This window comes from Rhodococcus sp. NBC_00297, from assembly GCF_036173065.1.
Lineage (GTDB): Bacteria > Actinomycetota > Actinomycetes > Mycobacteriales > Mycobacteriaceae > Rhodococcoides.
On record NZ_CP108041.1, the window covers coordinates 1,720,533 to 1,739,831 of the forward strand.

The following is a 19,299-nucleotide window of genomic DNA, read 5'->3' on the forward strand; positions in this document are numbered from 1 at the left end:
GCTCATGCATGTCCTCTACGTCTGCACGGGCAACATCTGCCGCTCCCCCACCGCGGAACGGTTGACCGCCGCGTTCGCCCGTGACCTGAACCTGGACGTGACCACCGACAGCGCCGGCACTCGTGCCGTGATCGGGCACGGTGTGCAGGCCGAGGCGGCCCGCGTTCTCGAGTCCCTGGGCGGCGATCCCACCGGGTTCGTGGCCCGCCGGCTCACCCCGACCATCGCGTCCGGGGCGGATCTGGTGCTGACGATGACGTCGCGGCACCGTGACGAGGTGCTGACGGTGGCGCCGCGCAACCTCCGCCGCACGTTCACGTTGCTCGAGGCCGCGGAGTTCGCGCGGCGCACCGGTGTGATCGACACGTCCGCGTGGGTCTCCGAGCGAGCGGCGAACCCGGTGACGCAACTCGACATCATGGATCCGATCGGTCAGTCGACCGACGTGTACGAGCGGGTGGGCGACGCCATCTCGGAGGCGCTCGGTCCGCTGTTCGAGATCTGGGGCGCTCGCTGATCGAAGTTCGGACTGCCACCCGCCGTCTCCCCGGCTACGGTATGACTCGGCTCGAGGACACGGGCGGAAACGGAGCGCGGAGACCATGCGTGAGAGAGCTGCCGTCGCCGTCGTGATGGGCATCGCCGCGGCCGCCCTGGCCGGCGGGCTCACCGTCGCTGCCGCCGGCGGAGTGTTCGACGCGGACGTTCGACGGGTCTCTCCCCCACCCATCGACGGCACGGTCGCCGTCGTGGGCAGCCTGACCTACGCGCCCACCATCGAGGTGCCGCCGTCCCCGACGTGGCAGATCGCGCCCGTCACCACACCCCGGCCCACCACCACGCCTCCGCCGACCACCACCGCGGCCACGACGGCCGACGAGCCGACCACCACGACGAGGCGCACCCGTACGTCCACGACGACCACCACCGACGCGGACGACGCCGAGTCCGGTGACACGGACTCGGGGGACAACTGACAGTGCCGCGTCCCCCGGTCACGGACGTGGTGCACACCCGGAATACTCCGGCCACGGGCGCCGTTGAACAGACCGACGGTGTTCGATCCCACTGCCCCGGGTACCAACCATCAGCCGCTTCGAGCGGCCACCTGCCGAGAGGCGCACTGGCGGGCACCGTCGCCTATGACAAAGCCGCAGACTCCTGGTCTGCGGCTTTCGTCGTTCACACGGTGCGGGTCCGAGCACCCGCCTCTGTCAGGACTGATACGGACGGCGAGGCGGCGGACGCATCGTCGACCGACTCGGAACCTGCTCGGCCTCGTACCCGTTGCCGTTGCCGTTCGCGTTCTCGGCCTGACGCCGGGCAGCTCGGCCGCCATGGCTCCGGGTGGCCTCGTAGCGGGGCGCGGGGTAGGCCTCGGGGGCGGGTTCCGGAGTGGGCTCCGGGGTGGGTTCGGGCACCACGACCGGCGCTGCCGGCCGCACGGCGGCGGACGGAGCGTCCTGACGAGCGACCGTGGTGTCGGTCTCGTAGTAGTGGCGGTAGTCGTAGTCCCGCTTGCCACGTGACGGGGCCATCGTGAGAATGACGCCCAGGATCGGGGCACCCACCTGTGTCAGGTTGCCCAGTGCACGGGTGAGCTCGTCCCGCTTGGTGTGGCCGTGGCGCGCCACGACGATGGCGCCGTCGGCGTGCGCGGTGATGACGGACGCGTCGGTGACGGGGAGCAGCGGCGGTGCGTCGACGACGACGTAGTCGAAGCTCGCGCGGAGCGTGTCCATGACTGTGCGCGCCGCCTCGGACCCGAGCAGCTCGGACGGGTTGGGCGGCAACGGTCCGGAGGCGAGCACGTCGACACCGTGGAACTTGGTCGGCTGCAACACCTCCTCCACGTCCGCCTGTCCCGACAGCACGGTGGAGAAGCCGACCGACCCGACGAGGCCGAGGTACTTCGAGACACGGGGACGACGCAGGTCGCCCTCGATGAGCGCCACGCGGTGGCCGGCCTCGGCGAGGACCAGCGCGAGGTTGACGGCCGTGGTCGTCTTGCCCTCGGCGGGCACGGCGGACGTCACGACGATGACGCGCGGCGGTGAGTCCACCTCGAGGAACTGGAGGTTGGTGCGCAATTCGCGGAACGCCTCGGCGGTGCCGGAGGACGACTCGGCGAACGAGAGCGCCGCCTCCTCCTTGATGGTCTTGTCGAAGGGCACGACGCCGACGACGGGAACGCCCGAGAGATCGGCGAGGGCGGTGCGGTCCTTGATGGTGTTGTCGAGCCGGTCGCGGATCACGGCGAGCGCGATACCGAGCAGCAGTCCGACGGCCACACCGAGCGCAAGGTTGCGCGTGGTCTTCGGCGAGATCGGGCCGGTGGGAACCTGTGCCGGCTCGACGACGCTGACCTGGGCCAGCGGAGCGCCGCCGCCGGGAGGCGTCTCGAGGTCGTCGACGAAGTCCACGAACGTGGTGCCGATGCCGTTCGCGAGATCGCGCGCGGTCGTCGCGTTGGAATCGGAGACGCACGTGTCGATCAGCACGGTGTCGGGTGAGGACGTGGTGCGGACCTTCGACGCCAGTGCCGACGGGCTCATGGAGAGGCCGAGGCTGTCGATGGTGCGCTGCGCGACGCTCTCGCCGCCGAGGAGCTGCGTGTAGGAGGCGACGCGCTGCTGCGAGGCCAGGTTGCCCTGGTACACCTCGGTCACCGAGGACGACGACGAGCCGGTGGAGACGTAGAGGCGTGTGCACGCCTCGTAGACGGGCGTGGACACAAGTGAGAACACCAGCGACGCCGCTGCGGCGATCACCGTGGTCAGAACAATCACGATCCACCGCGCGCGGAGAATTCTCACGTAATCAGATATCTCCACCGAGACGACTCCTCACATCGATGACGGCCGGACCGAGCACCCGGACCACGCATCTGGGGCAAACTTCTGGACTCACCTTAACCATGTCGTGACCATCGGGCATCTCGGGAACGGGGTGAAAGCCCCGCTCCGGTTTTTACGCGATAAATGTGAGAAACACCGATTTCCGAAATCGCCATCGAGTTCGTGAGCACTACATACTTCGGCCCGCGCCGCTCGCCGTGTGGCACAGTTCACCACGTGACCAAGCTCGACCGCACCGATGCTCGCCTGTTGCTCGCGCTCTGCGACATCCCTCGCGCCACCGGAGTCCACCTCGCCTCGGTTCTCGGACTGGCGCGAAACACGGTTCAGGCCAGACTCTCTCGTTGGGACGACTCACATACCCTCGCGCCGATGGACCGGCTCGTCTCCCCTCGGGACCTGGGGTATCCCCTCCGCGCGTACGTGGGCGCAGTGACGGACCAACACCGCCTCGAAGCGGTCATCGATCGCCTGCGGGACATTGCAGAGGTGACCGAGGTGGTCGGCGTCTCGGGCGGAGCGGATCTGCAGATCGGCGTCTCGGCCGCCGACGCAGATGATCTGTATCGCGTGGCCGGGCTCATTCTCGCGGTTCCCGGAGTCGAACGCACGACGGTCTCCGTCGTGATGCGCGAAGCGATTCCCTATCGCACCCGGCCGCTGATCGAAAGACTTGCGCGCGAGAACGACAATTCCTGATTCCACTCCTGTTACGTATGCGCAAAACAGGGATCGGGCCCGACGGAAGCGTGCAACCACCCCTCGACGCAGGTTCCACGCTGATACCGTCCGACAGGTGATACGCCCAGGTTCCGGCGGCCGCAGTCGTGGTCGGTCCCGGGCACCCTTGACCGACGTCGTGCGTCGCCGTATCGCTGTACTGATCCCGACGTTCGCCGTCCCCGGCATCCTGACGATGTTCAGCGCCGCCGGCCCGGCCGCCGGCGCCCCGCGTATCGCTGCCATCGCCGTCCTGCTGTCCACTCTTCCCGTGGCTGCAATCGTCGCCACCGCTCGCAAGTCGTTCACGTGGTGGCGCCGGGCGCGCACCCAGCGCGCCGTCGCTCTGGCCTTCACCGTCTACGCCGACGTGGGGACGTCGACCTTCCTCCTGCTGTGCAGCAGTCACGCTCTGGGTCTCGCCGGGTGCGCCCTGTTCGCGGTCATCAGTTCGTACGTCGCCTTCTTCGGCGGACGCGCCACCGTGGTGGTGCACCTGGTGCTGACCACCGTCGTGATCGGCTGGATGACGGCGCTGGTCCTGCGCGAGCAACCGATCGGCGCCATGGCCACCATCGCCGCGGCGACGAGCATCTGGCTGGCGGTCAACGCGACCATGTCCATCGTCAGCACCACCTCGATGTCCCTGCACCGGCACCTCGAGCGCCAGATCGACAGTGCGCGGACCGATCCGCTGACGGGACTGCTCAACCTGCGCGGCCTGGAGGTGCAGGCGAAGCGGCAGCTCCGCGGACGGTCACAGGTGGGATTCCTGCTCGTCGACCTCGATCACTTCAAGTGGGTCAACGATCATCACGGGCACATCGCGGGCGACGGGGTGCTCGCGCTCGCCGCCCAGCGCCTGCGCAATCACCTGGGTGACCGGGCAGTGGTCGCGCGACGCGGCGGCGAGGAGTTCCTCGTGGTGCTCGACGCGCAGTCCACCGGTCTGCATGCAATCGCCGAGTCGATCCGGCTCGCGCTGTCCGACACGTCCGACCTCATCCCGGTGACGGTGAGCATCGGGGTCTCGTGTCTCGACACCACGCGGATGACGGCGGCCCCGATCGCGTCGACCATCAACCACGGCATGCACCTCGCGGACATCGCCATGTACCGAGCGAAGGCGGCGGGCCGCAACACCGTGGTGGTCTACGCGGACTGACGTCCGCGCGGTTTGCCGTCCTCCTCCTCGGGTAGCTCGCACGCGAGCCATCACCCGACGACGAAAGGACCGTCCCATGGCCGTCAATCCGATCGAACTGCAGAAGCACCTGGCCGGCGCCGACTACCCGGCGTCGCCGAAAGATTTGGCCGATCTCGCGAAGAGCAACGGCGCGGACGACGACGTGGTCGACGCACTGTCGTCCATGCCCGACGACAGCTACGACGGACCCGACGCCGTCAGCGCCGCCATCACCAAGAAGTAGGTCAGGAGTCGAAGCGCCGGGGCGGCACCGGACTCGTCGGCAGGTAGATCAGCTCCGACGATCCGATGTCCGCCGGCGCGACGTTCTGCGCGGCGATGATCGCGGCGGCGTGCTCGCTGTCCGTGGTGCCGTGCGCCCGCGCCAGGCGTGACAGCCGAGTGCGTGCCGCCGACGTGGAGTCGTCGAAGAATTCGGCCAACACACCGGTCGCACCCGAGATGGTGGCCGCGCCGCTGAGCAATGCCTGCACGGCGGCCGACGCGTCGACGCGTCGTATCTCCGACGCTCCGGTGGTGAGGGCCAACGCCGTCAGGTCGGCGAGCATCTGCCCCAGCTCGTCCGGACGCTGGGTCCCCCACGGCTCGGCGGTGTAGACGGCCAGGGCGCCGAGTCCGACGCCCAGGGCGACGACCGGATACGCCCGCACGGCGCCGACGCCGCTCTCCTCGGCGAGTGCGCGGTACTGCTCCCACCGGCTGCTTCCCGCCGCCGAGGCATCGCCGATCATGGCCACGGCCGTTTCCCGGGCACTGGTGCGGACGGGGCCGGACGTGAAGAGCCGCTCGTCGGCGGCCGCACTGCCGACACTGGCGGTGGCCACGGCGTGCAATGCGTCGCCGTCCAGCAGGGAGATGACGGCGATGTGTGCGTCGAACCCGGTGAGTGCGGTGCCCGCGATGCGCTCGAGGAGGGCGGGCAGGTCGAAGCGAGTGATCAGCGTGGCGGTGATGTCGGCGAGGGCGAGCCGAGTGGGCGTCGTGTTCACCGGGGACCTCCGTTGTCTCGTTCGTCTCTCATGCTGATCCGACGGGCCACGACGTCGGCGGCGACCTCGGTGACGCTGCGCCCTCGCGCGAAGGCGTGCGCGCGCAGGCGGTCCATCGCCACATCGGTGGTCACGGCCAGTTGCACCGCGATCATGCCCGCCGCCACGTAGACGTCGGCGCGGCTGTACGGGCCGGCGCCCTCGATGGCGGCGACGTCCTCCGATGCCAGAGCATCCTCCGGGGTGGCCGCCGCGTCGTCGGTGTCGTCCGGGTTCACGTAGTGCCCGAGCACCGTACGCGCGATCGCGACGGCGCACATGCGGGCCGCGTCGTGCTCGACGTCGGTCAGGTCCACGGGCGTCGAGCGGTAGAGCTCCAGGACGCCGAACGACGACGCGCCACCCAGCAGCGGGTAGGCGTACATCCCGCGAGCGCCCAGCGTGGCCGCGCCCTGTCCGAAGATGGGCCAGCGGGCCGCGGAATCGGGCGAGCGGATGTCGCCCACCCGTACCGGTTCTGCGGAGCGATGCGCGTCGATGCACGGGCCTTCGCCGACGGTGAACTGCAGTTCGTCGAGCTGCTGCGAGAGGGCGTCGGTGGCGAAGACGAGTTCGCGCACGTCGTGCGAGGTGCCGAGAAGCGCGACCGCGGCCCCGTCGACACCCGTCAGCCGCACCGACGTCTCGGTGACGTGGCGGATACCGGTGAACGAGGATGCACCGTCACGTGAGGACCCCCGACGATCGTCGTCACGGGTGGGGTCGTCGGGCATGGAATCCACGAGCGAACCTCCTCCGGACGCCCGGTGCGCCTCGCACCCAGTGTCCCACGCGCAGTGTCCCGGACGCGGAATGCGCCTCCTACTTTCCGATCCCGCTGCGCAGCAGCTTCCACGGGACGGCGGCGGACTCGAGCTGCACTGCGAGGCTCATCTTGGAGGTGCCGTCGACGCGCTCCTCGAAGCGGATGGGCACCTCGGCGATGCGCAGCCCGTGCTTGATGACGCGGTAATTCATTTCCACCTGGAAGGCGTAGCCGTTGCTGCCGACGGACGCGACGTCGATGGTGCGCAGCGTCGATGCACGCCAGGCCTTGAAGCCGGCCGTCGCGTCCTTGACCTTCAACCGCAGGATCGCGTTGACGTAGAGGTTGGCCCACTTCGACAGCGCCTTGCGGTGCCACGGCCAGTCCTCGGCGACGGCGCCGCCCGGCACGTAGCGCGATCCGAGCACCACGGCGGCGTCCGACTCCTGCAGGCGCTGCACCATGCGCGGAATGGCCTCGCACGGGTGGGAGAGATCGGCATCCATCTGCACGACGATGTCCGCCCCCTCCTCCAGCGCGCGCAGGATGCCGGCGACGTACGCGCGGCCCAGCCCGTCCTTGGTGGTGCGATGCAGAACACTCACCGGGATGGCGGCGGAGGTGGTGAGCCCGTCCGCCACGTCGCCCGTCCCGTCCGGCGATCCGTCGTCGACCACGAGGACGCCGAGGTTCTTCATGTGCAGGTCGGTGAGCATTCCGACCAGCTTGGGAAGGTTCTCGCGCTCGTTGTACGTGGGTACGACGACGGTGATGCGGGGGTCAGCGGAGGCTTCGGACACTGTGGAATGGTGATGGATCGGCCGGTAGATCGCAAGAACCGGACATACCGCGTCGTTCAGCGGCGCGGGACCATGGCCCACATCGCTGCGAGCACCGTGGACGCTGCGACGCACCACACCATCACGGCCGGTGCCCCGCCCACCATCAGTCCCAGCGTCGTACAGAGAAGAAGGACAGCGAGTACTGACGCTGTGCGAGCGTCGAGTCGCCTGGTCATCGTCGACCCGAGCCTTTGTGTCCACGCGTGACCTGATCGGGGTCGGCCACCGCTCGACCCGTGATCACCCGGTCCTCACACGACGTCTCTCCCCCACCGACCTCACCGACGAATCCGCCGACCGCTGCCCCGACCGCGACACCGAGGGGCCCGCCGGCCGCGCCCAACATGCCTCCGACACTGGCACCGCTCAGTGCTCCGCTGAGCATCCCGGACGAGCATTCGTCCACCGCAAACTCCCACGACTCGGCGAATCCCTGCACCGGATCGATCACCTCGGTCGCCGCTGCCGACCCCGCGCTAACGGCCGCGCACAATCCGACAGCTACTGCGATGACGAGTGTTCGTGCGAGCTTCATCTGATCCCCCGATTCGTGGCGACGCCGTGTCGCCTCGCTATCGAGAGAAACAGCCCCCGAACAGGTAGTCCATGACGTCGCCGCACGAACACAGATTGGCCACATGGACGCACGGCTCGCTGTTCAGATCTGAACTGAGAGTTCAATAGCAGGCGGGTGCGAGCGCGACCATCGATTCCGCGACACCGTCACTGCACACAGCCCGGAGTATCACCTCAATCATTCAGACAGACCACAAATCCTGCGCGGCACCGGCATTCACTGCGATATTCGACACATATCCTGACACTTTCCCCAGCAAGACGGGCACTGCAGCCTGTTGTAGGCTTCGATCAATCGGGACGCGCACACCGCGCACACGCCGCTGACAATCGCTGCGTGGAAATACCGCACAAGTATTGTGGGGAATGCATGACCAATCCATCTGTGCATATCATTGGCACTCGTGGCTACCCGAGTTATTACGGGGGCTTCGAAACGCTGGTCCGTCGCCTCGCCCCGTACCTCGCGGATCAAGGCTGGGACGTCACCGTGTACGGCCGGGGCCGTACCGCCGACGCCGGCAAGGCGGACGGCGACTCTCGCATCCGCTCCATCGACACGGTGGGCGTCGAATCCAAGTCGTTGAGCACTCTCTCCTACGGCCTGACCTCGACCGCTCACTGTGCCTACGCCAAACCCGACGTGGCTCTCGTCATGAACGTGGCCAACGGCTTCTGGCTCCCCCTTCTTCGCGCTCGGGGGATTCCCACACTGGTGAACGTGGACGGCATCGAATGGGAACGTGCCAAGTGGGGCAACGCGGCCAAGAAGTTGTTCCGAGCAGGAGCAACCGCGACTGCGCGGCACGCCGACAACCTCGTGTTCGACTCGAAGGCGCTGGGCGCGAGGTGGGGCGACGAGTTCAACCGTACCGGTGAATTCATCCCCTACGGAGGTTCGTTCGGCAAGGACCGGCCGGTCGTCGACGGACTCGAGCGCAGAGGCTACATCCTCATGGTGGCGCGATTCGTGCCCGAGAACACGGTCGCAGAGTTCCTCGAAGCTGCAGAAACGCTGAGCGAGCGCTGGGATGTCGTGGTCGTAGGGTCGTCCGGGTACGGCGGCGAGCTGGAAGACCGACTCACCGCTCTCACGGAGCGCAACCCACGGGTGCGATGGTTCGGTCATGTCAGCGATGACGAGGTGCTGTTCTCACTGTGGGAGAACTGTGGTGTCTACTTCCACGGGCACAGCGTGGGCGGGACGAATCCCGCACTTGTTCAAGCAATGGCCCTGGGCGCACCGACGGTGGCTCGAGACACAGTCTTCAATCGGGAAGTACTTCAGGACGCGGGTAGCTTTGTACACCCCACGGCTAGCTCAATACAAGAAGGTCTAGCAAATTTGATGGACCTGCCTTCTACACAAGAATCTCATAGCGCGAAAGCCATCCGACGTGCAAAGGAAGCGTATACATGGGAGTTAATCTGCCAGCAATACAACGACGCTTTGATGGCACTGCAACGGTAATATCGATGCCAAGCCAGTAGTGTTCAAAGTATAAGACAACAACATTCGTTCGAACAGTTGGTGCTCATTTGGCTTTCCGCCTTAAGATCGACTTACCGAGGTCGGTAAATACCTTCAGGTCCCGTCGAAAAGGTCTAAGCAATCCTAGCACCGCAATCGAAACGACTGCTGAAATCGAAAATAGGACGGCACGAACTCCGTCACCGTCGATCACCGAAGCAAGTCCAGCGTACGTTATACAAGCCAACGCGGCGTGAAAAAGCACACGGATCGTTACGTTGAATAACTCGACCAGCACTTGCGGATTAATAAAGTAAAACGATAGGTGCGCGATCGCGAAATTCACCATAGCAGCGCCGGCCACGATACACGCCACGGCCAATGCACCACCCTGAGCGAACACGAAGCAGGCCACTATCATCGCCACGCGGCCAGGCAACTCCGCAAAGAATAGGGCGCCCACCCTATTGCTCGACATTGCTAGCCAGTAAACCGAATAGCCAACTGCCTGATAGAAAGAAGCAACGGCTAGGATCGCCATAATCTCGGGAGCGCCGCCCCACCCACCGCCCAAGAGGATCATGGAAACCAACTCTGAATTACATCCGATCCAAACCGCAAGCCCACCAAGCGTATAAGAGAAGATGATGTGAGCACGACGTATAGTATCCGTAAACTGCGAAACGCCCCTCGAGGCAGCCAGCGCAGGCAACAAGACTCGCGTAATGGGCTGACCTATTTGCTGCAACGGTAACGACAATATCTGCAGCACGCGCGAATAACTGCCGACGACCGCCGGGCTGGTTGCTATGCCGAGGGCCGCGGGCTGAATACTTACGGACGCATAATTGACCAGCTGCGTCCCGGTTGTCGAAAACCCGAAGGTGAAGAAAGATCGCATGCCGTTGCCACGTCTCCACGCTTGCGGCCGCCAACGTGTCGCCATGACCAAACCGAACAGCAGAACCGCAGCCGCAGTGACCTGCTGCAACACAAGCGCCATCGCACCGAGTCCGAGTTGCGCACCACCGATAGCTACGACCAGCCCTAAACCCTGCGACGCGACATCGATCGACGCCAAGAACCCGAATCGCCCCTCCCTTGTCAGAAGCACCCTGTACTGCGTCGACAGGCCGTTCAGAAGAAACACTACTGAAATGACCCAGGTCAAGGTATTCAAATCTAGAGCGTAAAACGCCGAGATGAGCGGAGCGAATATGCATACTACCCCAGCAACTGCAGCACCAAGAATGCTATTCAGCCAGAACAGGTTTGAGGACTGCTGATTCGACAGACTTTCCCTAGCTAACGCCGCCAACGAGAAACCGAAGTCACCGAGCACGTTCGCGAACCCAGCAAACGCCAAGACCATGGCAACTGCTCCGAACTGCGCTGACTCCAGCATCCGGCTCAAGATAACAATTCCGGCAAGTTGAAAAAGAACTTTAGCGGCCTGTCCCACCATGGTGATTCCGGCCGACCGTCCCAACGATGGACGACCACCAGTTCTGCGCCCGCTCAAACCCTCAGTCATATACTTCCGTGCATCAGGCCGAGTTTCTTGAAACGTCTCCGGGATGCGCTGTTGTAGACATCCACTGTTTGCTCGACCGTAAAGGCCCAAGATCTGTTCTCATCGAATACAGGCATACCGGAACGCGGGCCTACGGACCAGCAGACTGCCTCTTGCAGGTCAATTGTGTCAAGATCGCCCGAAAAATACCTGACCCATTCTTTACCGACTTCCTGCTGCAACTCAAAAGTGGCTGGCGTGCCTCTAATCAGCAAAGGCCTGCCTACCGAAAGTGCGAACAGAGCGGAACCTGAATTCTCAATATTTCTGTATGGAAGAACGATTAGATCCGCCTTGCGCACTACCTCGTTAAGTTCCTCTTGACTGAGGTACCGCATGTCGAGGCTTGCGCCCGCAGTCTCGTCGATTGCCGTAGAGAGGTACCGCGCGAAGTCAGAATCATTGCATTCACCGACCACAGTCAAGGTAACACCAACGTCATGCTTCTTCAAATCCCGGAAAGCGTCAATCAGATACTCAACACCCTTATACTTTCTCAACTGTCCAAAGAAGACGATACCAACCGACTTAGAAGTTTTTCGCGGCTCGAACGGCGCAATATTACGGTAATCTGGGTGAAGCACCACGACCCGTTTCGTGTCACTCACGAAACCTGAAGAACGGTTCAAAACAAAAGATACCTTGGTCTGCCGGTCGAGCATGACCAAAAGCCATCGATGGACCCGACCGTGTCCACTTTCGTGAGGTGCGATGTTGTGCATTGTGCGCACAATGGTGAACCGCGAACATGCCGAGCGCGCTATCACCAATAGAAGAAGCGCCCGCTTCGCTATACGGCCGTACCAAGTTCGAGAGGCAAGCAATGCCTCCGGCCAGTGAACGTGGAAAACATCCACGCGTTGAAACAGCAAACCACGCCAGGCGAAAGGCACGACGTCCACATGTTCCGCAACAAGGGCCGAAAGTGTCGTTACGTACGGATTTGCTTTTGGATCATCTCCGCGGAAAGAAAACATCACGCTGGTCCGTCTCGACTGTTCGAAGTTCATGCGCGCTACTACCAACGCCGACTACTAACAGGGGGAAGCTGCAACATTGGGTTCACTCTCCGCATTCGACTCGACCTCTTACAGCGTCTAGATACTGTCGCCTAATCCTCGAAGGCGCGAACACTTCGGCTTTGTAAGATCGCACTTCCCGCGATTCCGGTTTCAGCTGGTCGTTGTAGACCCCGTTGTCGAGTTCGAGGAGGAACGATTTGAGAAATGAGATGTCTTGCAGAATAACACCTTCACCGCATCGCAGTACTATCTCGCTGGGCCCATCGCCGGCGAGACATACCGGAAGTGTGCCACACGCTATTGCCTCGGCAACAGTTCGGCCAAACGCCTCATGCTCGGAGATGTTGAACAAGACGTCGATGTCTGACAGTAACTCCATCACCTTATCGGTTCTGTCGATTATTTGCACTCTGTCTGAATTGTCAGCACGTTCGCGAACATACCGCTCGAAGTCGGACCGGGCTTTCTCGTCCGGTTCACCACCTACCACTATAAGTGAAGTCCGCACTAGTTTGAGGTCAGTAAAAAGATCCACTAGAAAATCGACACGCTTGTGTGAAACTACCTGTCCAATTATTGCGGTTACGATAGAACTGGAGAAATCTTGGTCCGGTCGTGTGCTGTCTGAAGGCACTACAATATCTTCCAAAGGCCGCGGTACTACGATCGTTCGCTCATGCTCGATTCCGAATCGATCAATTATTGACTGCGACGGTGCGATGACGAGATCAGCCGAATGACACACCCTGCGGGCGACCATACGTCCGAGACGACCGCCGATCGTCTCGTGGAGGTCCACGACAAGGCGGCATCTTCTGATCTTTGCCGCAACCAGGACTTCCAGCGCTTGCCATAGGCTGAAAGCTACAACAATCTGGCGAGTATCTAGAATTTGCACGAGACGTGCGACACTCAAGATAAATTTCGGCAAACGGCTGGCAACGAGTACCAGGGCTGTTTTGAAGGTAGAGCCCTCCGACCCACCCGACAGCGTCAAGGTGTTATTTAGCGCGAATGCATGACCAACCGTGTCAATACCACGTTCGAACGCAACTGCGTGTAGTGGAGATTCATTATCAGCAACTATGAAGGTGTTGCGTTCGCCGTCCAATAGCGCGAGTAACGAGGTCTCCGCACCCCACACGCTCGGCGATTCCGTAACGAATGCTACTTTTTCATTGCCAACAATATTTACATCCCTACCCATTGCGCGACTCCGGTCGGATGCCAATCTGCTTCGCAGGTACGCCGCCAACGATCGTGAACGGTGCGACATCCTTATTCACCACGGCACCTGCTGCGACGATCGCACCGTTTCCGACCTTCACGCCCGCGAGAATGGTTACGTTTGAACCCACCCACACATCGTCACCGATATCCACACACTGCCGGGTTTCGCCCTGCTCGCGTATTGGCAAATCCCTACGTTCGAACTTATGATTCTCGGACATTATTACAACGTTTGGCCCCAACAGAACATCCGAACCAATCCGTATTCCCCCTTGCCCTTGCAACACGTTTGACATGCCGATCGACGTCCGAGCACCGACAGCAATACCCGTACCCAAGTTTCGGTAGACGCCGGATACTTTCAGGGACGCATTTGAGTCTACTGTTACGTGTTCACCTAGGCTTATATCGCCACCTACAGCATCCAGTCGCACACCAGAACCCAGGGAACAGTTTCGACCAAGAATCAGCCTTCTGCGACTCCGAATAATCACAGCCGGCCCCATGTATACCAGCGGCCGGCCTCTGATGAGACCGCGGACTCGCCAAGCAATCTTTGAAGCGACGAACGCCAGCAGTTCGCTTGTAGAAAGGTTGGGGTCCAGTCCTTGTCCCAGCGCTCGGTTGCGACGGTACAAGTAGTCAATCAGTCTGCGCGCACTCGTACTGACCGACATCAAACCGACCTTCTCTTGTAGTTCAATTCTTCCGCGACTGATCGAATACCGGACACAACAGTTCCCCACTGGGGGAGAGTGTACTCAGCCTTCGGAACAGTCCGGCTGCCGACAGCCTCTGTGATAGCTCGAGCCATGTCGTGATTATCATCTGGGTCGAAGAAGTGGCTGGCAGGTATCATAGATTTGAACTCGCCAAAAGCAGGGATAGAACTAAGTGCAATTGGCGCGCCGCACATCAAAGCCTCCACCACCGGGAGTCCAAAACCTTCGTCCAATGACGGAAAGACAAAGGTGGCGCAATTCTCGTACAGCCACTTCAAATTTTCCGGAGATACCGCTCCAAGGAACATGACATGCTTTTGCAAAGCCTCTTGTGTGTGTTCAAGAGTAAGCCCTAGCCCGTCTCGTTCGCCCACAATATACAAGACCACGTCCTGCGCTGAGTCTGTAGCAGTCATCGATAGAACGGTTTCAATCAGTCGCTCAATATTCTTACGACGATTCAGACGCCCTACCGAGAGAAGGAACGGACGGTTGTCGACAGTCTCTGGACGTTCAGCGCAGGCTTCTGCGAACGAGGACGGGACCGCGAGACCGACCGCTTTGGCTTGTCGTGGTAATCGGAGCTGCTCATTTATATAGTTTGCTTCATGAATCGATGAGGTGCAAAGCGCGGTCGCTCGTCGCAGGCTCAACTCCATCAACTTGAAGTAGGCACGTTCGCCGACGCTGAAGAACTCGGGTCGCCGTCGAAAAATAAGATCGTGTAAGAATGTGATAGTAGGAACAGATCGAACAATTGGTGTGAAGTTCTGGGTAATTAGAACGTCGCCGCCGGTAGCCAAAACCCCTGCTTCAAGCAGGTTGGATAAACCATGTTGATTAATTCTCGCGTTAATCTGCCTGACGTTTGTAGGCAAGTCCAGGATTGGCGACTTACTGATCAGTTGGACCGTGTCCCCAGGGTACGAAGTCGTCCAGCTTTCTACCAGCGAACGGAGTACGTTCCTGCCCGAGGGGGGTCCGTTATTCCACCAATGTGCTTCAAAGACCACCCTCATAGTCGATCTCCGATCAAAGATGCACGTGAGTCTTTCGAACCCCGCTGTTGGGCCAGAGTGAACAGCATGACAACTGCGGCGGTAAGCCAAAAGTATCCGTACCAGACAGGGTTTGTTGTTGTAGACACGACCGCGAAGGTTCCTATCAGCAACAGACCCGCCACTCCATTAAAGAATGCAAAACCGATGAGCGCAAGAACAATTAGGGATGCTCCGACATAACCGGTATCATAAATAATGGCGACCCAAAAGTTTGCTAAATATTCGCGTCCGTCGGAAGCAGTCGCCGAGAAATGGGTTTGCGGATATGAGTTTGTGCCGTATCCAAATAGTCTATTTTCGATTGGTCCGGTGTTGATCTCTTCCAGTGCGTTGGCAGCGACTTGGGCACGCAACGCCCCCGTTCCGGTCGCGCCCGCATTGCCAAAACTATTAACCCGGTCCGCAACGGCGACAGCGAGCGGGTTAGTCGTGTTGTCAACCGAGATGTTTGGCTTCCATACACCGGTTGCGAGTAGTAACACAGCGAGAAACGTCGTTGCCACCACGGTAAAGGCAATTAACGGCGTGGCTCGCTTGCAAATGAGGACCAGAATGAGCGCCAAGTACACGACTATGGCTGTTCTAGTCAGGCTCGCCAGGATTACGAGACCAGTCATTGCGCACTGCGTAGTGATCAGAAGTGTCGGTATTCTACGGCCATAGGCCACCGTGATGACCAGCAGACAACACAGGTAGGACGCTACGAGGTTGGGTTCTATCATCAACCCCTTCGCGCGAAGGACTTCGCTTGCGTAGTCCTGCTGTACAAAGATAGTCAGCTCGTCGTAGTTAACGGAAAGCATCCACGCAAGGAATACGATCGTTGCATAGCAAGTAGCAGCAACGCAGACATCACTTGCGACACTCGCGGCGTCCATCCCAAGCCGCACCACAACGAGTAACGTGAAAACGGAAATCATCAACCACGCAAGAATCTTGATGCTTGAGAATGTATCGTTAGCCATCAGTAGGCTTGCTGTGATACATAGGCCAAGCCACAATACCAAGAGGAGCATGAGCCACTGATCGGTTGCGCGATACGTGGGCCGCCCGAATGGTCGGCCAACGAGTTTCATCACCACCACGGCTACCAGCAAATGTTCCGGTAGGAAAGTAACGCCGAATGCTGTGACCGTAAATCCTGAACATCCGGTTGCCGATACCAATACCACCAACGCGTAGCGATCACTTCTCAGAACGAGGAGTGCCGCAACCAGAACACCACAGGCGTATGCGAAAATCGGGGCGACAAATTGCGATGCGGCAAGCGCAAGGGGCAAGACGCTCGCTGAAGCGATCAAACCGTACCGGTTGGTGCCTGTCGAACGATCTCCCGAGCCTGCATTCGGTGTATCGGCTCCGAGCGAGTCCCGGAGCCGTTCAGCAACTTGATGCGTTGTGTCCATCGTATTCCGTGCCTTCACTCGAGCTTCGGTTCGGTCCTACTTCAAGTGCGAACGCTGTCAAACAACACTCCGACAGATAGTAACTGTTGGCCTCCCCCGCCAAGCCAATGCGCGGTTCGGACCGATCGTCGGACGAAACCCTGACCAGCAACTTCGCGCATACTACGCAGATCGATCGAGGTTCATCGCATACACATCTGCAGACCTGGGTGTTTGCGCTGGACGTGAGGCGGCGTTTTTCGCGAGTGAAGGAACGGAAAACTTCGCGGCCATGCTCCGCTTCGGGGAGTTGTCACCAAAACTGGCTTCGTGTGATCAGTTCTGAGCCGTCGTGGCGGCGACGCAGTTGCAGTTTTGGTAAATCTATTATGGCAGTTTCGAGCATGCAAGCACCGTGCGGTTCCCCCGGTGTGACCGCCCAGTGACCGCTTAATCCCATGCGCCGGCCGATCGAGGAACCGCCGGCTTCTGCGATGCACCAGAGGATCGTCGCCAGGAACGGGCACTATGCTGACAGGTCTGAACTCGCCGTGGTGGGTAGGCCTCTTTTCGCGGATTCCCGACCGCGACCGCACTGCCAGGTTGATCCGCCGCATGAGCGAATCATGACAGAATTAGTCGTTGTTCGCGTGTCGAGTGAGGGCACGCACACGGTCGCCGAGTGCAGCCCCTTGGTAACAGTTGGGCTTTCGCAACCACCTACCTACTGATTCACACCACATCGGCGCACACCATGGCTTTGACAATTGAGTCGAAGTCACGTGTAACGCTCCATCCCAGGGTCGTGCGCGCCTTCGATGCATCGCCGACTGCAACCGCGGCGTCTGCGGGTCGCCGTAACTCGGAGTCCGAGAGGACCAGGTGCTGCCAATCGGAGATACCCATCGTATTGAAAGCCGCTGCTAGGAACTCCATGATCGACCTCGCCTCCCCCGTCGCCACGATGAAGTCGTCGCCCTTCCCGTGCATCGCCATCCGGTACATCGCATCCACGTAGTCCGGGGCCCAGCCCCAGTCGCGCCGGATGCTCGTGTCGCCGAGTGTCAGGGTGTCCTGCTTGCCGGCCGCGATGGCGGCGACGGCCGCGGTGATCTTGCGGGTGACGAAGGTGGTCGGTCGGCGAGGTGACTCGTGGTTGTACAGAATTGCGTTGGTGCCCTCGAGACCGCGGGCTCGGTAGACCTGAACGAGGTTGTGCGAGAACGCTTTGGACGCGCCGTACGGCGACGTGGGCCGGATAGGGGTGTCCTCGGTCTGCGGAGACTCGGTCGATCCGGCGAAGATCTCGGCGGACGAGGCGTTGACCACCATCACCTTCTTCCCCGACTTCTCCTGCTGCTGCAGGCAGGCGTCGAGCAACGCCGCCGCGGAGACTCCGTTGACTCGCGTGGTGGTCACCGGGTCCTGCCACGACTTCCACACGGACGAGATGCCGGCCAGGTGGAAGACGTAGTCGGGCGCGATCTCCTGCACCGCCGTCGTCGTCGCGACCGGGTCGGCGATGTCCTGGTATCGCACGGTCACGCCGTCGAGGTACTGCAAAAACGGGGGTCCGTCGTCGTTCGGGCGCGTGATGCCGTGGACCTGCCACCCTTTCGACACCAGCAGCTCGGCCAGGTAGGTGCCGTCCTGACCACCCACTCCGGTGATCAGCGCTACGGGTGCGGTGTCGTCGAGCTCCACGTCGGTAGGGCCGGTGCTCATGCGGTCAGTATGCCGTCCCGCGTGCCTCGATCCCCAGCCACGTTCGCGGTGTTGCCCAGTCGTGAGCGGGCGAAGTCGTACGCCTCGGTCAACCGCCCGGCCATCAGCGCGAAGTCGAAGGACTTCGCCACCTCCACCGACTGCGCCCTCACGAGCTCCTGGTAGTCCAGGTCGGCGAAGAACCGCCGGACGGCGATCGCCATCTCCACCGGGGTGGTGCCGGCGAGGGGGTAATTGAGCGACACCATGCTGGGAATCGAGCGGCTGAGAATCGGGCATCCCATCTCGGCCGCCTCGAGAGTGGACAGCGGAGCACCTTCCCACGCAGCGGTGTGGAGGTAGAGGCTCGCGGTCTGGACCAGACGACGAACCTCGGCCGGCTCGATCCATCCCGTGATGCGCACACCCGCGCGCTCGAGGCACTCGCGCCCCTCGTCACCCGAGCCGATCCACACGAACTCGCACGACGAGCCCACCACCTCGGCCACCTCGGCGAAGAAGCGCGGGTCCTTCTGGTCGGCGATCCGTCCGAGCATCGCCACCAACGGGCGGTCCGACGCGGGCGGTCGCTCCACGACGAGGGACATGGGGGTGGCGGTGTTGGGCACTTCGCGGCTCGGCATGCTCGGGCGCAGATCGTGCCCGATGGCCAGTTCGCGAGGACTCACGGCCATCAGCATCTGCTCGCGGCCGGCGAGAAAACGTTCCACCGCCCAGTACGTGAGGCGCTTCGCGGGCGGGTGGCCCTCCTCCATGGCGTAGCAGTGCGGGGAGTAGACGATGCGGGTGCCCTTGGGGAGCATCGCGCGCAGCAGCCCCGCGTAGCTCGAATGCAGGTGCACGATGTCGAAGTTGTTGTCCAGGATGAACCTTCGTGCGTCACGGAGGAACGCCATGAGGTCGCCGTCGAACGTCTGGACGGTCGCCGTCTCCGGCACGTCGAACGTCTCGTGCCCCACGCGCGTGCGGACGAACAGATGGTGCTCGTGGGCGTCGGCACCGCGGACGTAGTTCACGATGGCGCTCCGCAGCCCGCCGCCGAACGCTTCCGACACATGCACGATCTTCATCTCGCACCTTCTCGGTCGTGGGTGGCACGACGCTCCCCACCCG

At 61.9% G+C, this 19,299-nt stretch carries 19 protein-coding genes and 1 pseudogene; 6 read left to right on the forward strand and 14 right to left on the reverse strand.

Annotated elements, in window-relative coordinates:
* Positions 1-4: 4 nt before the first annotated feature.
* Both OG947_RS08150 and OG947_RS08155 read left to right on the forward strand, forming a co-directional pair.
* The gene (locus tag OG947_RS08150) at positions 5-517 is read left to right on the forward strand and encodes an arsenate reductase/protein-tyrosine-phosphatase family protein (protein ID WP_027506976.1); all 513 of its coding nucleotides are present in this window, start codon (positions 5-7) and stop codon (positions 515-517) included.
* Between the two features lie 85 nt (positions 518-602).
* Entirely contained in the window at positions 603-977 is a 375-nt protein-coding gene (locus tag OG947_RS08155; protein WP_037186942.1) for a hypothetical protein, read from the forward strand.
* Between the two features lie 237 nt (positions 978-1,214).
* On the opposite strand, the gene OG947_RS08160 is transcribed toward OG947_RS08155, so the two are convergent.
* Positions 1,215-2,834, reverse strand: a complete 1,620-nt coding sequence (locus OG947_RS08160) for a polysaccharide biosynthesis tyrosine autokinase (protein ID WP_328813637.1) — start codon at positions 2,832-2,834, stop codon at positions 1,215-1,217.
* A gap of 240 nt (positions 2,835-3,074) precedes the next feature.
* Here OG947_RS08160 and OG947_RS08165 point away from each other — a divergent pair, with 240 nt between their 5' ends.
* From OG947_RS08165 to OG947_RS08175, 3 genes are all read left to right on the forward strand, one after another.
* The gene (locus OG947_RS08165) at positions 3,075-3,557 is read left to right on the forward strand and encodes an Lrp/AsnC family transcriptional regulator (protein ID WP_027506980.1); all 483 of its coding nucleotides are present in this window, start codon (positions 3,075-3,077) and stop codon (positions 3,555-3,557) included.
* Positions 3,558-3,705: 148 nt separating this feature from the next.
* Positions 3,706-4,743 (forward strand): GGDEF domain-containing protein, encoded by a 1,038-nt coding sequence (locus OG947_RS08170; RefSeq protein WP_328813638.1) that lies wholly within the window; start codon positions 3,706-3,708, stop codon positions 4,741-4,743.
* Positions 4,744-4,819: 76 nt separating this feature from the next.
* Positions 4,820-5,008, forward strand: a complete 189-nt coding sequence (locus tag OG947_RS08175; RefSeq protein WP_056443925.1) for a DUF2795 domain-containing protein — start codon at positions 4,820-4,822, stop codon at positions 5,006-5,008.
* A gap of 1 nt (position 5,009) precedes the next feature.
* On the opposite strand, the gene OG947_RS08180 is transcribed toward OG947_RS08175, so the two are convergent.
* The 5 genes from OG947_RS08180 to OG947_RS08200 all read right to left on the reverse strand — a co-directional run bounded on the left by OG947_RS08180 (position 5,010) and on the right by OG947_RS08200 (position 7,956).
* Positions 5,010-5,774 carry a GAF domain-containing protein gene (locus OG947_RS08180; protein WP_328813639.1) on the reverse strand — a complete coding sequence of 255 codons (765 nt, stop codon included), beginning with the start codon at positions 5,772-5,774 and terminating at the stop codon, positions 5,010-5,012.
* Positions 5,771-6,547: a GAF and ANTAR domain-containing protein gene (locus tag OG947_RS08185; RefSeq protein ID WP_056443920.1), complete on the reverse strand. Its 777-nt coding sequence runs from the start codon at positions 6,545-6,547 to the stop codon at positions 5,771-5,773. The genes OG947_RS08180 and OG947_RS08185 overlap by 4 nt, the downstream gene beginning before the upstream one ends.
* An 88-nt stretch (positions 6,548-6,635) precedes the next feature.
* On the reverse strand, positions 6,636-7,379 hold the full coding sequence (locus tag OG947_RS08190; RefSeq protein ID WP_328813640.1) for a polyprenol monophosphomannose synthase: 744 nt from the start codon (positions 7,377-7,379) through the stop codon (positions 6,636-6,638).
* A gap of 56 nt (positions 7,380-7,435) precedes the next feature.
* Positions 7,436-7,597 (reverse strand): hypothetical protein, encoded by a 162-nt coding sequence (locus tag OG947_RS08195; RefSeq protein WP_155957123.1) that lies wholly within the window; start codon positions 7,595-7,597, stop codon positions 7,436-7,438.
* Positions 7,594-7,956 carry a hypothetical protein gene (locus OG947_RS08200; RefSeq protein ID WP_328813641.1) on the reverse strand — a complete coding sequence of 121 codons (363 nt, stop codon included), beginning with the start codon at positions 7,954-7,956 and terminating at the stop codon, positions 7,594-7,596. Before OG947_RS08200 ends, OG947_RS08195 begins: the two co-directional genes overlap by 4 nt.
* 411 nt (positions 7,957-8,367) lie before the next feature.
* On the opposite strand from OG947_RS08200, the gene OG947_RS08205 reads away from it, so the two are divergent.
* Positions 8,368-9,468, forward strand: a complete 1,101-nt coding sequence (locus OG947_RS08205; protein ID WP_328813642.1) for a glycosyltransferase — start codon at positions 8,368-8,370, stop codon at positions 9,466-9,468.
* A 64-nt stretch (positions 9,469-9,532) separates the two neighbouring features.
* Here the strand turns inward: OG947_RS08205 and OG947_RS08210 are convergent, their stop codons facing one another.
* The 8 genes and pseudogenes from OG947_RS08210 to OG947_RS08245 form a co-directional block, all read right to left on the reverse strand.
* Positions 9,533-11,002, reverse strand: coding sequence for a lipopolysaccharide biosynthesis protein (locus OG947_RS08210; protein WP_328813643.1), 1,470 nt, complete (start codon positions 11,000-11,002; stop codon positions 9,533-9,535).
* Complete coding sequence (locus OG947_RS08215) at positions 10,999-12,051, reverse strand: glycosyltransferase (protein ID WP_328813644.1); 1,053 nt, start codon at positions 12,049-12,051, stop codon at positions 10,999-11,001. The genes OG947_RS08210 and OG947_RS08215 overlap by 4 nt, the downstream gene beginning before the upstream one ends.
* Positions 12,052-12,103: 52 nt before the next feature.
* Positions 12,104-13,270, reverse strand: coding sequence for a glycosyltransferase family 4 protein (locus OG947_RS08220; RefSeq protein WP_328813645.1), 1,167 nt, complete (start codon positions 13,268-13,270; stop codon positions 12,104-12,106).
* A gap of 22 nt (positions 13,271-13,292) precedes the next feature.
* Positions 13,293-13,439: pseudogene (locus OG947_RS22645) on the reverse strand (DapH/DapD/GlmU-related protein); the annotation flags it as partial.
* Between the two features lie 530 nt (positions 13,440-13,969).
* Positions 13,970-14,893, reverse strand: a complete 924-nt coding sequence (locus OG947_RS08230; RefSeq protein WP_328813647.1) for a glycosyltransferase family 4 protein — start codon at positions 14,891-14,893, stop codon at positions 13,970-13,972.
* A 137-nt stretch (positions 14,894-15,030) separates the two neighbouring features.
* On the reverse strand, positions 15,031-16,482 hold the full coding sequence (locus tag OG947_RS08235; RefSeq protein WP_328813648.1) for an O-antigen ligase family protein: 1,452 nt from the start codon (positions 16,480-16,482) through the stop codon (positions 15,031-15,033).
* A gap of 711 nt (positions 16,483-17,193) precedes the next feature.
* Entirely contained in the window at positions 17,194-18,186 is a 993-nt protein-coding gene (locus OG947_RS08240; RefSeq protein ID WP_328813649.1) for a GDP-mannose 4,6-dehydratase, read from the reverse strand.
* Positions 18,183-19,256, reverse strand: a complete 1,074-nt coding sequence (locus tag OG947_RS08245; protein WP_328813650.1) for a glycosyltransferase — start codon at positions 19,254-19,256, stop codon at positions 18,183-18,185. Before OG947_RS08245 ends, OG947_RS08240 begins: the two co-directional genes overlap by 4 nt.
* Between the last annotated feature and the right edge of the window lie 43 nt (positions 19,257-19,299).

Bases quoted from the DNA above. Each gene is read 5' to 3' on its own strand.
- OG947_RS08150 (WP_027506976.1), top strand. From the start codon at position 5: ATGCATGTCCTCTACGTCTGCACGGGCAACATCTGCCGCTCCCCCACC.
- OG947_RS08155 (WP_037186942.1), top strand. From the start codon at position 603: ATGCGTGAGAGAGCTGCCGTCGCCGTCGTGATGGGCATCGCCGCGGCC.
- OG947_RS08175 (WP_056443925.1), top strand. From the start codon at position 4,820: ATGGCCGTCAATCCGATCGAACTGCAGAAGCACCTGGCCGGCGCCGAC.
- OG947_RS08185 (WP_056443920.1), bottom strand. From the start codon at position 6,547: ATGCCCGACGACCCCACCCGTGACGACGATCGTCGGGGGTCCTCACGT.
- OG947_RS08195 (WP_155957123.1), bottom strand. From the start codon at position 7,597: ATGACCAGGCGACTCGACGCTCGCACAGCGTCAGTACTCGCTGTCCTT.
- OG947_RS08200 (WP_328813641.1), bottom strand. From the start codon at position 7,956: ATGAAGCTCGCACGAACACTCGTCATCGCAGTAGCTGTCGGATTGTGC.
- OG947_RS08205 (WP_328813642.1), top strand. From the start codon at position 8,368: ATGACCAATCCATCTGTGCATATCATTGGCACTCGTGGCTACCCGAGT.
- OG947_RS08210 (WP_328813643.1), bottom strand. From the start codon at position 11,002: ATGACTGAGGGTTTGAGCGGGCGCAGAACTGGTGGTCGTCCATCGTTG.
- OG947_RS08215 (WP_328813644.1), bottom strand. From the start codon at position 12,051: ATGAACTTCGAACAGTCGAGACGGACCAGCGTGATGTTTTCTTTCCGC.
- OG947_RS08220 (WP_328813645.1), bottom strand. From the start codon at position 13,270: ATGGGTAGGGATGTAAATATTGTTGGCAATGAAAAAGTAGCATTCGTT.
- OG947_RS08235 (WP_328813648.1), bottom strand. From the start codon at position 16,482: ATGGACACAACGCATCAAGTTGCTGAACGGCTCCGGGACTCGCTCGGA.
- OG947_RS08240 (WP_328813649.1), bottom strand. From the start codon at position 18,186: ATGAGCACCGGCCCTACCGACGTGGAGCTCGACGACACCGCACCCGTA.
- OG947_RS08245 (WP_328813650.1), bottom strand. From the start codon at position 19,256: ATGAAGATCGTGCATGTGTCGGAAGCGTTCGGCGGCGGGCTGCGGAGC.